The sequence below is a fragment of the Niveispirillum irakense DSM 11586 genome (assembly GCF_000429645.1).
GTDB classification, from domain to species: domain Bacteria; phylum Pseudomonadota; class Alphaproteobacteria; order Azospirillales; family Azospirillaceae; genus Niveispirillum; species Niveispirillum irakense.
In genome coordinates, this window is sequence record NZ_KE386933.1 from 556,329 (window position 1) to 569,862 (window position 13,534).

Here is a 13,534-nt window from a genome sequence, read left to right on the forward strand (position 1 = left end):
GCGCGTGGGGCGGGTTGATGGCCCGCCCGGCGGCATCACGTCAAGCACCGGCCCCGTCGGCCAGGGCCAATACACGGTCGGCCAAATGGTCAGCCGCTTCCGGGATGGCCCAGGCGGCGGCGGCCTGGGCGGCACGGGACAGGGCCGATGGATCGGCCATCAGGGCTTTCAGCTTTTCCGCCAGCACCAGGGGCGAAAACTCATCCTGCGGCATGATCCAGGCCCCGCCCGCCGCCGCGATGGCGCGGGCATTGGCGGTCTGGTGGTCATCCATCGCATGGGGGTAGGGGACCAGGATGGACGGGCGCCCGGCCACCGTCAGTTCCGCCACCGTACCGGCACCGGACCGGCCGATCATCAGATGGCAGCCGGCCAGCCGGTGCGGCATGTCCTTGAAGAAGGTCGCCAGCTCATTGTCGATGCCCATCTCGTAATAGGCTTTGCGCGCGACCTCGATATTCTCCGCTCTCGCCTGCTGCACGATCTTCAGCCGGTAGCGCAGATCGTCAGGCAGCATCTCAATGGCGCGGGGCACGACCTCGCCGAAGATGCTGGCACCTTGGCTACCGCCGGTGATCAGCAGGTTCAGCGGCCCGCCCGGAACGGGGGCAGGATAGGGGGCATCGCGTAAAGCCTGGATATCGGCGCGTACCGGGTTGCCGGTGCGGATGATGCGCTGCCCGTCGGCGGCGCCCAGGCCCTGCACCTCTTCAAAGCTGGTGCAGATCAGCCGCGCCTTGCCGGCCAGCAGCCGGTTGGCCCGGCCCAGCACGGCATTCTGTTCATGCAGCACGGTGGCGATGCCAGCGGATTGGGCGGCAAAGATGGTGGGGACGGAAGGGTAACCGCCAAAGCCCACAGCCACGGCCGGGTTCAACCGCCGCACCAGCCGCCGCGCCTCTGCCGTGCCGCGCACCAGATCCACCATCATGCGCAGCTTGGCGCCAATGCCGGCCCCGCCATTGGAGGCGGGGATGCGTTCCACCTGCACATCGGGCAGCGCCTCACCAAACGCCTTGCCGCGCAGGTCGGTGACCAGGATCGGCGTGCGGCCGCGCGCCATCAGGGCACGCGCCAGCGCTTCTGCCGGGAACATGTGGCCGCCGGTGCCGCCGGCCGCCAGGATGATGGGTCTGCGGCTCATACACTCTCTCCAGGGCCGAAGCGTTTGCGCGTCAAGGCCAGCACCATGCCCATGCCGATCCCCAGCGCCAGCAGGGACGAACCACCATAGGAGATGAAGGGCAGGGTCATGCCCTTGGTCGGCATCAGATGCAGTGCCGAGCCCATATTGATCAGCGCCTGCAGGCCGAACTGCATCGCCAGCCCGCTGGCGGCCAGCATGACGAACAGGCTTTGGTCATTGGACGCCCGGGCGAAGCTGCGCAGCACGATGAAGCCGAACAGGCAGATGATGATCGCGCAGGAAATCAACCCCAGCTCTTCCCCCGCGACGGAGAAGATGAAGTCGGCATGGGCGTCGGGGATGGACATTTTCACCTTGCCCTGGCCCGGCCCGGTACCCCAGACGCCACCATTGGCAAAGGCTTCCAGCGACCGGGCGACCTGATAATTGTCACCCGCTGCCGGGTCCAGGAACCGGTCGATACGGCTTTGAACGTGCGGGAACAGGAAATAGGCGCTGACCAGACCGCCAACGCCCAGCACGACCAGGCTGGCCACCAGCACGATGGGCAGGCCCGCCAGGAAAAACTGGCCGAAGAAGACGGCTGTGATGACAAAGGTTTGCCCCAGATCGGGCTGGCTCATCAGCAGCAGCACAATCATGGCATACAGCCCGATGCAAATCTGGATGCCGGGAAACTGCCCGCCCTGGCCGTTGCCGCTGCGATGCAGGGAGAACATCCAGGCGGCCACCACGGCAAAAGCCGGCTTCAGAAACTCCGACGGCTGGACCGAGGACAGGCCCGGCACATGGATCCAGCGCGTGGCGCCCTTGATCTCTTCCCCGATGAACAGGGTCAGCACCACGCCGGCGACGGAGCCCAGGAACAGGCCAATGGCCAGTCGGCGGACACCCCGTGGTGTCATCAAGGACACGGCGAACATCAGCCCCAATGCCGGGATCAGCATCATCAGGTGACGTTCGATAAAGTGGAATGTGGTCAACCCGATGCGGTTGGCCACGGCGGGGCTGGCCGCCTGGATCAGCACGACGCCGATCACGGCGATCAGGATCACGGTGGCCAGGGTCCAGCGGTCAACCGTCCACCACCAGCGGCCCAGAATGGATTGGTCGGTCCGGGAAAAGGAGATCATGCGCCGTGCCCTTCCGCTGCCGTCAGGCTGCGGACGGCAGCCACGAAGGCATCACCCCGCACCTCGAAATTCGGATATTGGTCAAAGCTGGCGCAGGCGGGCGACAACAGCACGACAGGGGCCGTCGCCCCATCTGCCTTCGCGGCGGCAAACGCGGCTTCCACCGCCTTTTCCATCACGCCGCAGCGCGTATGCGGCACGCCCTTATCCGCCAGCCAGCCGGCGAACGCTTCCGTCGCATCGCCAATCAGGAAGGCGTGGCGGACATCACCGACCAGATCTTCCAGCCCGGCCAGCCCGGTATCCTTGGCCTTGCCCCCCAAAATCCAATAGATCGGGCGGTAGCAGACCAATGCCTTGGCGGCGGCATCGGCGTTGGTGGCCTTGCTGTCATTGATGAAGCGCACCCCGTCCAGCGTGGCCACCTGCTGCTGGCGATGGGCGAGACCCGGGAAGGTGCGCAGCCCGTCCAGGATATCGGCATGGGTCAGCCCACCGGCCCGGGCCAGGGCATAGGCGGCCAGCGCATTTTGCCAATTATGCTGACCGGGCAGGGTGGGCAGTGTCGTCAGGTCGGTGAAAGGGTGGGGGGCGCCTTCCGTGGCATCCACCAGCACGCCTTTTTCCACGCCGATGCCGCCGGGGGGTACGCCTTCAACCGACAGGCGGATGACACGTCCGTCAAAATCGCGCTCCAGTTCGTCGGCCATGCGGCGGCAGGGTTCATCATCGATGCTGATGATGGCGACCTGGGTGCGGCCATCGCCCTTCTGGAACATGCGCTTCTTGGCGGCGATATAGCCTTCCATCCCGCCATGCCGGTCCAGATGGTCGGGCGTGATGTTCAGCAGCACGGCGGCATCGAAGCCCAGCGAAGGGGTCAGTTCCAACTGGTAGCTGGACATTTCCAGCACATAGACACCGTCCTTGCCCAGCTTGTCGAAGCTGAGCGCCGGAATGCCGAAATTGCCGCCGATCTGGGTGGGCCGGCCCGTGCCGGCGAAGATATGCGCCGTCAGCGCCGTGGTGGTGGATTTGCCGTTGGTGCCGGTGATGCCGACATAGAAGGGTGCCGGCACGGCGCGGAACAGCAGTTCCACATCGCTGACCAGCGGGATGCCGGCGGCCTTGGCGCGGGCGGCAACATTATTGGGCTGGGGATAGGTGTGGGGGATGCCCGGCGACAGGACCAGGGCTTCCACACCTGTCAGGTCGGCGCTGTTCAGATCGGTCAGCGGGATGCCGGCATCGGTGGCGGCCTTGCGACCGGCGGCACCATCATCCCAGGCCAGCAGATCGGCCCCGGCATCCAGCAGGCTGCGCGCAGCGGTCAGGCCCGACCGCGCCAGACCCATCACCGCCACTTTACGCCCTTTGAGGATGCCGAGATCGATCATGATGCCCTTAGCGCAGTTTCAGGGTGGACAGGCCGATCAGCGCCAGGATGACGGCGATGATCCAGAAGCGGATGACGACGGTCGGTTCCGACCAGCCCTTTTTCTCGAAATGATGGTGGATCGGGGCCATGCGGAAGACCCGCTTGCCGGTCAGCTTGAAGCTGGCCACCTGGATCATCACCGACAGGGTTTCCAGCACGAACAGGCCGCCAATGATGGCCAGCACCAGTTCATGCTTGGTGATGACGGAGATGGCACCCAGCGCGCCGCCCACCGACAGGGAGCCGGTATCACCCATGAACACCATGGCCGGCGGGGCGTTGAACCACAGGAAGCCCAGGCCAGCGCCCACCAGCGCGCCGCAGAACACGGCCAGTTCGCCCGTGCCCGGCACATGATGGATGCCCAGATAGTTGGAGAAGATGGCATTGCCCGACAGGTACGCGATCAGCCCGAAGCAGGCCGCGGCAATCATGATCGGCACCGTGGCCAGCCCGTCCAGCCCATCCGTCAGGTTCACGGCATGGGAGGAGCCGATGATCACGACGATGGCGAACGGGATGTAGAACCAGCCCAGATTGATCAGCAGATCCTTGAAGAAGGGCAGGGCCAGCCCGGTCCCCATCTCCCACGGCGTTACCATCAGGTACCAGCCGGTGGCGACCATGGCGACCAGCAGGGTGGCGAACAGCTTCAGCTTGGACGACAGGCCCTTGGTGTTACGCTTGGTCAGCTTCAGGTAATCGTCACCAAACCCGACCAGACCAAAGCCCACCGTCACCAGCAGCACGATCCAGGTATAGATATTGGTCAGGTCCACCCAGAGCAGGGTGGAGACGATCACGGCGATCATGATCATCAGGCCGCCCATGGTGGGCGTGCCCTTCTTCTTCAGATGGGTTTCCGGCCCGTCGGTGCGGATCGGCTGGCCTTCACCCTGTTTGGACTTCAGCCACCGGATGACACGGGGGCCGATGACGAAGCTGATGACCAGCGCGGTCATGATGGCCCCGCCGGTCCGAAACGTGATGTATCGGAACAGGTTGAAAAGCTGGAACTCATCCGCCAGGGGATAGAGCAGGTTATAAAGCATTGTGGTCTCTCGGTTCCCCGCCGTTCATTGCGGCAGTCGTCCCCTGCGGGTTGATTTTGTCATTTTTTGAGTCGAGGGCTTTCAAGGCGTCCACCACCAGCCCCATCCGGCTGCCGGCGGAACCCTTCACCATCACCACATCGCCCGGCCGGACAGCCGCTGCCAGCAGCGGCGCCAGGGCGGCACTGTCAGCGGCATGGGCGCCCTGCATGGCAGGTGGCACAGCATTGAACAGATGGCGCATATGGGGGCCGCAGCAGAATAAAAGGTCGCAGCCGGCGGCCACCAGGGCGGGTGCCACGCCGGCATGCAGGTCCGCTGACTGCTCGCCCAGTTCCCGCATATCGCCCAGGGCGGCGATGCGACGGCCCTTGGGCGCCACGGCGGCCTGCCCCAGCACACCTGCCGCGGCCTTCACCGATACGGGGCTGGCATTATAGCTCTCGTCGATCAGGGTAATGTCGCCGCCGGGCAGCGCCACAGTGCTGCGCTGGCCCCGGCCCTTGATGGCGGCCAGCCCACCCAGCGCGGCAGCAGCCTGGGCGACATCGCCGCCCGCTGCCTTTACGGCCAGCAGCACGGCCAAGCTGTTGATGGCATGGTGGCGGCCCGGCAAGGTCAGCCGATACTCCACGATGTGCCCGGCAATGTCGGCCCGCACGCGGCTGCCAGCCGGCTCACCCACCAGATCCAGCAGGCGGCCATCGGCACTGGGATCGGCGCCAAATGTCAGGACATGCAGGCCCTGGGTGCGGGCAGCCGCCAGCAGCCGGCTGAAATGTGCATTATCACGCGGCAGGATGGCGGTGCCGGACGGGTCCATGCCCTCAAAAATTTCGGCCTTGGCATCGGCGATGGCTTCGACGGAAGCGAAGAACTCCAGATGAACCGCCTCCACCGTGGTGATGATCGCCACGTCCGGGCGCACCATGCGCGACAGGGGGCCGATTTCCCCGGCATGGTTCATCCCCAGTTCGAACACGCCGAACCGGCTGTCCGCCGGGAAGCGGGACAGTGACAGGGGCACGCCCCAATGGTTGTTCAGGCTGCCGATGGTGGCAAAGGTCTTGCCCTGGCTTTCCAGCGCCACCTTCAACGCTTCCTTGGTGCCGGTCTTGCCGACGGAGCCGGTGACGGCGATGACTTTGCCGGTGGCGTTCAGCCGACCGACCCGGCCCAGATCCTCCAGCGCCGCCATGGTGTCATCCACCTTGACCAGCCGGCCATCCTGCTCCAGCCCGGCGGGGATATCGGCGACGACGGCACCGGCAGCACCCTTTTCCAGCGCCTGGGCAACGAAGGCGTGGCCATCGAAATTCGGCCCCTTCAACGGGATGAACAGGTCCCCCGGCGCCACGGTCCGGCTGTCAATGGAGACACCGGTGGCGGCCCAGTCAGGCTGGGTGGCGGCGACACCGGGCCGGCGGCCATTACAGGCCGCTGCCACATCATCCGCCGTCCACAGGATGTCCGTCATCCGCCCGCCCCCACTACCAAGAACCTTCCGGGCCGGAGCCACCTACTGGCCTGCCCCAACTTCCAAAAATTAAAGCGCGGCGACGGCGGCGCGGGCCACCGTCGCATCATCGAAGGGACGGATTTCCGTCCCCACGATCTGCCCCTGTTCATGCCCCTTGCCGGCCAGGACCAGCACGTCGCCCGGGCCCAGTTCCGCCACCGCCAGGGCGATGGCCCGGGCCCGGTCATCCACCTCGGTGGCGTCGGGGCAACCCGCCATCACCTCGGCCCGGATCACGGCCGCCACTTCCGTTCGCGGATTATCGTCGGTGACGATCACCCGGTCAGCCAGATCGGCGGCAATGCGGCCCATCATCGGGCGCTTGCCCTTGTCCCGGTCGCCGCCGCAGCCGAACACGACCGAAAGGCGTCCCTGCGTATGCGGGCGAACCGAGCGCAGGACTGTCTCCAGCCCATCCGGCGTATGGGCATAGTCCACATAGACCGCCGCGCCGTTCTTGAGGGTTGCGACCATCTCAAGCCGGCCGCGCACGCCGGCCAGATTGACAAGCGTTTCGGCGGCTTTTGCCGGATCGGCGCCGGTGCCGATGGCCAGCCCCAGCGCGCACAGCGCGTTCCAGACCTGGAAACGGCCAACCAGCGGCACTTCCAGCACCATTTTCCGACCGACCAGTTCCAGTTCCAGCCGCTGGCCATGGGGCAGGGGCGTGGCCTCCAGCACCCGCAATTCCCGGCCCTTGGTGCCGAAGCCGATCACCGTCTGTTTGCGTTGATGCGCTGTGGCGGCGATCTGCTCATATTCCGGGATGTCGGCATTGATGACGGCAGTGGCACCCTTGGGCATCACGCGGTCGAACAAAGCCAGCTTGGCGGCCAGATAGGCCTCCATCGTGCCGTGATAATCCAGATGGTCGCGGGTCAGGTTGGTGAAGCCGGCAGCGGACACCATCACCCCGTCCAGGCGGAATTGGTCGAGCCCGTGGCTGGAAGCCTCCATCGCCAGATGGGTGATGCCGGCGTTGGCCACTTCGGCCAGCGTGGCATGCAGGGCCACCGGGTCCGGCGTTGTCAGGCTGGGCGTTTCGGGGAAGCCATCCGCCACCAGCCCGAGCGTGCCCATGGCACCGGAGCGATGGCCCAGGGCTGTCCAGATCTGGCGGGTGAACTGGGCCGTGCTGGTCTTGCCATTGGTGCCGGTGACGGCAGCGATATGGGCCGGCTGGGCGCCATAGAAGGCGGCGGCCAGCAGGGCCAGCCGGCGGCGGGGATTGGCATCCTCAATCAGCACGACGGCGCCGGCATCCGCAGGCAGTTGCGTGCCCTTGGGCGCCAGAATGGCAGCAGCACCGGCGGCAATGGCCTGGGGAATGAAGGCACGCCCATCATGCACCGTGCCCGGCAACGCTGCGAACAGCGCCCCGGGCACGATCTTGCGGCTATCCGCCGTCAGCAGGGTGATCGGCGGGTCCCGTTCCAGCGCCAGTGCCGAGACGGCAATCTCCGTGCGCGATGCCATGATGTCGGAAAGCCTCTTCATCAGTCGCCATCGCCTCCGGCCAGGGCGTTCATATGCGCAGCGGCAGGAATGGCTGCCATTGACGAGCCGGTGCCCCCCGGCGGGACTGGCCGCACCGACAGGGCGTTAACAATCGAAGGTGACTGGTTGTCCTGCGGCTTCACGCCCAGCAGCGGTCCGATCTGCCCGACGATGGAGCCGATGGCCGGTGCCGCGACCCAGCCAGCGGTGGCAAAGCCGAAGGTCTTCTTGTTGCCCTTCGGCTCGTCCACCATGACATAGACGACATAACGCGGATCATTGATCGGGAAGGCCGCGACCATGGAGGAGACGCGGGCGTTGCCGGCATAGGACCGGCCCTTCACCTTGTCGGCTGTACCGGTCTTGCCGCCGACGACATAGCCGGGCGTATCGGCCTTGCTCGCGGTGCCTTCCGTGACCACCAGCCGCATCAGCTTACGCATCGCGTCGGATGTTTTCTCGGAAATGATGCGGGTGCCTTCAACCGTGGACGGGTCATCCACCTTCAGCAGTGTGGCCGGGTGCATGATGCCGCCATTGACCACACCGGACACGGCCGTGACCAGATGGGTGGGGCTGACGGACATGCCATGGCCGAAGCTGATTGTCATCATGTTCACTTCACGCCAGGGATTGGGGATCATGGGCCAGCCCATTTCCGGCAATTCCAGCTTGGCCGGGCGCATGAAGCCCAGCTTGGTCATGAAGTCCTTCTGCGCCGCGGGCCCCACCTCCATCGCCATCTTGACGGAGCCGATATTGGAGGAGTGCTTGAATACATCAGCCACATCCATCCACTTATTTTCCGGGTGGAAGTCGCTGATTGTAAAGCGGCCGATGCGGATGGGCCGCGTGGCATCGAACATGTCGTTCATATGCACACGGCCGGATTCCAGCGCCATGGCTGTGTTAAAGATCTTGAAGGTGGACCCCATCTCATACACGCCCAGCGTGTTGCGATTAAAGCGGGGGTCGGTATCCTGCTCAGCCTGCGGTGGCGGCGGCGAGTGGGGGTCGAAATCGGGCACGCTGACCATGCCCAGGATTTCACCCGTATGGATGTCCATCACCATGCCGGCAGCCCCGACGGCGCGGAATTCCTCCATCGTGGCGAACAGTTCCCGGCGCAGCACATGCTGCAGGCGCACATCAATGGACAGGCGCAGCGGATCGTCATTCTCCCGCAGGCGCGTGTCGAAGGCCTGTTCAATCCCCATCAGGCCATTATTGTCGATGCCGCTGAAACCCACGACATGGGCGGCCAGGGCACCCTGGGGATAGACGCGGCGATCTTCCATCTGGAAGGACAGGCCGGGGATGCCCAGGCGGAAGATTTCCTGCTGCTGGCGCGGCGACAGGTTGCGCTTGATCCAGACGAAGCGCTTGTCGGACGTCAGGTCAGCGATCAGCGTCTTGCGGTTAAGGTCCGGCAACTGCGTCAGCAGCAGGTCGGCGGCTTCCTCCGCATCCAGGATCAGCTTGGGATCGGCAAACAGCGACGCGGTGTGCAGCGAGGTTGCCAGCAGCACGCCATTACGGTCCACGATGTCGGCGCGCGTGGTGGCGCTGTGCCGGGCGGCGGCCTTCATCCCGGCCCGTTCACTCCCGCCACCGGAATTGACGGTTGCCCCCACCAGCTTGGCGCCAACCGCACCGAAGCTCAGCGTGAATACAGCCATCAGCACCACCAGCCGCGCCCGGCCCTGTTCCAGCGCGCTGCTGGCCGGGCTGTGGACCCGCACGCGCGGCTCCCGGTTCAGCCGGTCGGCACCGGCCAGATCAAACCCGGTCAGGCTGTAATGCGCGTCTGTCATTGGCGGGCCCCGTAATTCACCAGCACCACCGGCATGTCGCGGTGGCTGGTGGTGGTGGACGGAACAGCGGCGATCTGTGCTTCAGGCGCCGGCATCGGAGCCTGATGGCGCGGCGCGCCCGGCTTGCGGCCGGGAATGGGGGTGAGCGGGGCGGCTTCGCCCGGCTGGCGATCAGGAATGTCGGTCAGCATGGCGATCTGTTCGGCCTTGGTGTGGCCAAGCAGCAGATGCTGCGCGCTCATCTTCTCCAGGGCGGCGGGGTCGTTCAGATAGGCCCATTCCGCTTTAAGCACCTGGATATTGGCATGCTCCGCCCGGATTTCCCGGTTCAGGCGCGCCAGTTCACGCTCCTGTTCCTGCGCCTTGTAGCTGGTCTGGTACAGGATGCCGCTGGCGGCGCAGGTGACGCCAATCCAGATGATGGTGGACTTGCCGATCATGCGGGTTCTCCCGTCGACCAGGCGGGGGCCTGGGTGCGGATGGCGGTGCGCAGCCGGGCGGACCGGGCGCGCGGGTTGGCGGCCTGCTCGGCGTCCGAGGCGGCGGTGCCGGACTTGGACAGCAGGCGGAAAGTGGGCGCGGGGCCGGCGGTGACCGGTCCCGGTACATGGCGCGACGGCGACGGCACATTGCCCGACCGCTGGCGCATGAATTCCTTCACCACACGGTCTTCCAGCGAATGGAAGGTGACGACGCAGAGCCGGCCGCCAGGAACCAGCAGCCTTTCGGCGGCTTCCAGCGCACGCTCCAGCTCGCCCAACTCGTCATTCACATGGATGCGCAGCCCCTGGAAGCTGCGGGTGGCCGGGTCGATCCCATCCTTGGACTTCGGTACGCAGCCCCGGATGACCTCTGCCAGCTCCAGCGTGCGGGTGAAGGGCTTTTCGGTGCGGCGGGCGACGATGGCGCGGGCGACGCGGCGCGACATCCGTTCCTCGCCATAGCGATAGAAAATGTCGGCCAGATCCGATTCTTCGGCACTGTTCACCACATCGGCGGCGGTGGGCCCGTCATCGCCCATGCGCATGTCCAGCGGGCCGTCGAAGCGGAAGCTGAAACCGCGTTCCGGCGTGTCGATCTGGGGGGAGGAGACGCCGATATCCAGCACGATGGCATCGACGCCCCGCACGCCCTGGGCTGTCAGCAGGCTTTCCATGTCGCCAAAGCAGCCGCGCAGCACGCGCAGCCGGCCACCATAGGCGGCTTCCAGCGGGCGGGCGCGTTCCAGGGCGGCCGGGTCGCGATCAATGCCCCAGACGGTGCAGGCGGCGCTGTCCAGCAGGGCGCGGCTATAGCCACCGGCGCCAAACGTGCCATCCACAAGGGTGGCGCCGTCGGTCACGGCCATGGCGTGAACCACTTCATGCAGCAGAACAGGGATATGAACCGGCCCTGTCATCATGCCCCCTTCGCCAGGCTCTTGGCCTTGGCCAGGATGGTGGACAGGGAGATGTTGTTGGCGCGCGCGATTTCCCGCTTCGCCTTGTCATGCTGCTCGAACAGGACCGGATCCCACAGATGGAACGTGTTGCGTGTGCCGACGAAGGAGATGTTCTCCGTGATGCCGGCATAGGTGAGGAGATGTTCGGGCAGGATCACCCGGCCTTCCGGGTCGAGCGCCAGTTGAACCGACCGGCCGAACACGGCTGTGTCGATCAGGTCCCGGTCTTCGTCCGGCACATTCGGATTTTCCAGGGCTTCGGCCAGCTTTTCCAAGTAGGAGTAGGGGGCCGCTTCCAGCGCCTGGGCCTGCAGGGATGGGAAAATGACCATGCCTACGGTGCCCGCCTGTCCTGCCGCCAAGGTCGCGCGAAAGGGTGCGGGGATGGATACCCGTCCTTTCTTGTCAACCTTGTTGACATATGTTGACAGGAACAAGCCCATCACGCCCCGCCCTGTGGCACCATCACCGGTGCCGCCCCGCCATCTCACCCGATCAAATCGCCTCCGAGCGGTCCTGGGGGAGGGCCGGCAGGGTGGGCAGCAATGATCTGTGAACCCCCTTCGTTTGGGTTTTTATGGGATATCATGGGCCAGGATTGACGGTCAATGGCCGCGCAATAGAATCTCTATATCCATTTGGTCTATCCACATCAGGTTGCCACTTCTGTGGATAAATTTGTTTCGTAATAAACGATCAGTCTCAACTTCAAGGTATTCAGGCGATTTCATGCGAAAGAATGATTCTGTCCCGCCGGCATATTGGAAAAAAGCCGAATCGGTTGTCGTTTTTGATTTGTGTCTATCCGTTCGTGGTAGGCTTTTTTCTTGTCTTCGTCATGAGTGCAGAAAAGCCCGAATGGGCTTTTAGCATCGAATAAGCATCAAAAATCGAAGTAATATCCTGACTCTGGCAAGAGTTATCTATATATGGTGTCTTGTGATGGTTAATAGGCAATATATATGGTGGATTCGCGCTGATTTGCCGGCCAAAAAGCTTGGCAAATGCTGGGTCGTAGGACACGCCCCGCCTCAACCGCTCAAGCGGTGAAAATAGTTACATGTGGTTAACATAGTAAAATGCCAGACGGCCTGTAAGCCGGGTTCTGTCCGCCGGACCATATCCCACATGTGGATGGTCTCCGGGGGATGGTCATTCCTCTGGGACGCCCGTTACCGGACGCCTCACGCAACCCACCCGGACGACAGCGCGGAAGTGCGCCTGGGCGGTTGCCCGCCCATGCCGTCCCTATTCGGTTTTGCTCCCGGTGGGGTTTACCATGCCGCCCCTGTCGCCAGGGGCGCGGTGCGCTCTTACCGCACCCTTTCACCCTTACCGAAACGCCTTCATCCGAAGATCAAGGAGCGTCGGCGGTCTGCTCTCTGTGGCACTTTCCCTGGGGTCGCCCCCGCCGGACGTTATCCGGCACCGTACTTCCGTGGAGCCCGGACTTTCCTCCCCCGCGCGGGTTTCCCCATTGCGCGGGAGCGACCATCCAGCCGTCTGGCGCAGGCGTTCTAGGCGTCGCGCTTATCAAATGCAACAGTTCCGGTGGTTTCCTGGCGGATCAGCGCGCGCAGGGCAGCCACGCTTGGTTCATCCGCCCCGCGGCCCAGGCTGCCGGGGCACCAGTGACGTTGGAACGCGACCAGGGCCATTTCGGCCTTTTCATCCCATAAAATCCCAAATGGCCTTTTTCCGTCCCATGAAATCCCATGGGGGACGTCGCTGGCGGCTGTTTCATAACCCAGGTGTCCCAGAAGAAGCCGAACTTCGCCCAAATCAGCGGGTCGGTGATCATCCGGGCACGGCGCCGGCCAGATGCCGATGCCGGCGTCGGCCAGGGCTTTCCACTCAAACAGCTCGCCGGGATCCTGCTTCCGGCCGGGCGCCACATCGGAATGGCCCAGCACCCGTAGCGGCTGGATAGCATGCCGTGAACAGATATCCTGCGCCAGTGCTGCCAGCGCCGTCATCTGGGCGCGGGGGAAAGGCCGATAGCCCCATTCATGCCCCGGATTGACGAGTTCGATCCCGATCGACCGGCTGTTAATATCCGTTTCGCCCCGCCAATAGGCCCGGCCCGCATGCCAGGCCCGGCGATCCTCCGCGACCAGACGGTAGATGGTGCCGTCTTCGTCAATCATGTAATGCGCGCTGACCTCCGCCGCGGGGTCGCACAGCCGGTGCAGGGCGCCGGCCGCATCCGGCATTCCCGTATAATGCAGCAGCAGCATATCCGGCGCGCCGCCCAGGCGGGGCCCATGATTGGGGCTGGGATGGTCGATCAGGGGCGGCATGGCATTGATGTCGGACATAGCCCTCTCAACCTGCGTGATGGCACCCGCATTGTCGATCCACTGTTTTCAGCCATCCGTCCCGCCATGGCGGCCTGGATTGATCAGTAGTCCTTATAGCGCTCGCGACATGGCCTGTCCGGTACGGATGGGGCAGGTCGCCTATGTGGCACCAAGTGGACCTTTGCGCCCATGT

General features: G+C 64.7%; 11 protein-coding genes and 1 other RNA gene. All 12 read right to left on the reverse strand.

Features of this window, described 5'->3' with window-relative positions; genetic code table 11:
• Positions 1-40: 40 nt before the first annotated feature.
• A complete protein-coding gene (gene murG / locus G473_RS27390; protein ID WP_035707551.1) occupies positions 41-1,144 on the reverse strand; it encodes an undecaprenyldiphospho-muramoylpentapeptide beta-N-acetylglucosaminyltransferase in 1,104 nt (367 codons plus the stop codon).
• Positions 1,141-2,280: a putative lipid II flippase FtsW gene (gene ftsW, locus G473_RS0116615; RefSeq protein WP_029014035.1), complete on the reverse strand. Its 1,140-nt coding sequence runs from the start codon at positions 2,278-2,280 to the stop codon at positions 1,141-1,143. The genes murG and ftsW overlap by 4 nt, the downstream gene beginning before the upstream one ends.
• Positions 2,277-3,677 carry a UDP-N-acetylmuramoyl-L-alanine--D-glutamate ligase gene (gene murD / locus G473_RS0116620; RefSeq protein ID WP_029014036.1) on the reverse strand — a complete coding sequence of 467 codons (1,401 nt, stop codon included), beginning with the start codon at positions 3,675-3,677 and terminating at the stop codon, positions 2,277-2,279. The genes ftsW and murD overlap by 4 nt, the downstream gene beginning before the upstream one ends.
• Positions 3,678-3,684: 7 nt before the next feature.
• Positions 3,685-4,770, reverse strand: a complete 1,086-nt coding sequence (mraY, locus tag G473_RS0116625; protein ID WP_029014037.1) for a phospho-N-acetylmuramoyl-pentapeptide-transferase — start codon at positions 4,768-4,770, stop codon at positions 3,685-3,687.
• The gene (locus tag G473_RS0116630) at positions 4,760-6,247 is read right to left on the reverse strand and encodes a UDP-N-acetylmuramoylalanyl-D-glutamyl-2,6-diaminopimelate--D-alanyl-D-alanine ligase (protein ID WP_029014038.1); all 1,488 of its coding nucleotides are present in this window, start codon (positions 6,245-6,247) and stop codon (positions 4,760-4,762) included. The genes mraY and G473_RS0116630 overlap by 11 nt, the downstream gene beginning before the upstream one ends.
• 69 nt (positions 6,248-6,316) lie before the next feature.
• Complete coding sequence (locus G473_RS0116635) at positions 6,317-7,786, reverse strand: UDP-N-acetylmuramoyl-L-alanyl-D-glutamate--2,6-diaminopimelate ligase (protein WP_051330362.1); 1,470 nt, start codon at positions 7,784-7,786, stop codon at positions 6,317-6,319.
• Complete coding sequence (locus G473_RS27395; RefSeq protein WP_051330363.1) at positions 7,786-9,600, reverse strand: peptidoglycan D,D-transpeptidase FtsI family protein; 1,815 nt, start codon at positions 9,598-9,600, stop codon at positions 7,786-7,788. The genes G473_RS0116635 and G473_RS27395 overlap by 1 nt, the downstream gene beginning before the upstream one ends.
• Positions 9,597-10,040 (reverse strand): cell division protein FtsL, encoded by a 444-nt coding sequence (ftsL, locus tag G473_RS29455; RefSeq protein ID WP_051330364.1) that lies wholly within the window; start codon positions 10,038-10,040, stop codon positions 9,597-9,599. Before ftsL ends, G473_RS27395 begins: the two co-directional genes overlap by 4 nt.
• Positions 10,037-10,999 carry a 16S rRNA (cytosine(1402)-N(4))-methyltransferase RsmH gene (rsmH, locus tag G473_RS0116650; protein ID WP_029014040.1) on the reverse strand — a complete coding sequence of 321 codons (963 nt, stop codon included), beginning with the start codon at positions 10,997-10,999 and terminating at the stop codon, positions 10,037-10,039. Before rsmH ends, ftsL begins: the two co-directional genes overlap by 4 nt.
• Complete coding sequence (locus G473_RS0116655; protein ID WP_161631001.1) at positions 10,999-11,373, reverse strand: division/cell wall cluster transcriptional repressor MraZ; 375 nt, start codon at positions 11,371-11,373, stop codon at positions 10,999-11,001. The genes rsmH and G473_RS0116655 overlap by 1 nt, the downstream gene beginning before the upstream one ends.
• A gap of 746 nt (positions 11,374-12,119) precedes the next feature.
• Positions 12,120-12,548: RNase P RNA component class A (rnpB, locus tag G473_RS29545), an RNA gene on the reverse strand.
• 10 nt (positions 12,549-12,558) lie between these two features.
• Positions 12,559-13,359, reverse strand: a complete 801-nt coding sequence (locus G473_RS0116660) for an N-acetylmuramoyl-L-alanine amidase (RefSeq protein ID WP_029014042.1) — start codon at positions 13,357-13,359, stop codon at positions 12,559-12,561.
• Positions 13,360-13,534: the final 175 nt, after the last annotated feature.

Excerpts from the sequence above, each read along its gene's own strand:
- murG (WP_035707551.1), bottom strand. The coding sequence starts at position 1,144 with ATGAGCCGCAGACCCATCATCCTGGCGGCCGGCGGCACCGGCGGCCAC.
- ftsW (WP_029014035.1), bottom strand. The coding sequence starts at position 2,280 with ATGATCTCCTTTTCCCGGACCGACCAATCCATTCTGGGCCGCTGGTGG.
- murD (WP_029014036.1), bottom strand. The coding sequence starts at position 3,677 with ATGATCGATCTCGGCATCCTCAAAGGGCGTAAAGTGGCGGTGATGGGT.
- mraY (WP_029014037.1), bottom strand. The coding sequence starts at position 4,770 with ATGCTTTATAACCTGCTCTATCCCCTGGCGGATGAGTTCCAGCTTTTC.
- G473_RS0116630 (WP_029014038.1), bottom strand. The coding sequence starts at position 6,247 with ATGACGGACATCCTGTGGACGGCGGATGATGTGGCAGCGGCCTGTAAT.
- G473_RS0116635 (WP_051330362.1), bottom strand. The coding sequence starts at position 7,786 with ATGAAGAGGCTTTCCGACATCATGGCATCGCGCACGGAGATTGCCGTC.
- G473_RS27395 (WP_051330363.1), bottom strand. The coding sequence starts at position 9,600 with ATGACAGACGCGCATTACAGCCTGACCGGGTTTGATCTGGCCGGTGCC.
- ftsL (WP_051330364.1), bottom strand. The coding sequence starts at position 10,040 with ATGATCGGCAAGTCCACCATCATCTGGATTGGCGTCACCTGCGCCGCC.
- rsmH (WP_029014040.1), bottom strand. The coding sequence starts at position 10,999 with ATGACAGGGCCGGTTCATATCCCTGTTCTGCTGCATGAAGTGGTTCAC.
- G473_RS0116655 (WP_161631001.1), bottom strand. The coding sequence starts at position 11,373 with ATGGTCATTTTCCCATCCCTGCAGGCCCAGGCGCTGGAAGCGGCCCCC.
- G473_RS0116660 (WP_029014042.1), bottom strand. The coding sequence starts at position 13,359 with ATGTCCGACATCAATGCCATGCCGCCCCTGATCGACCATCCCAGCCCC.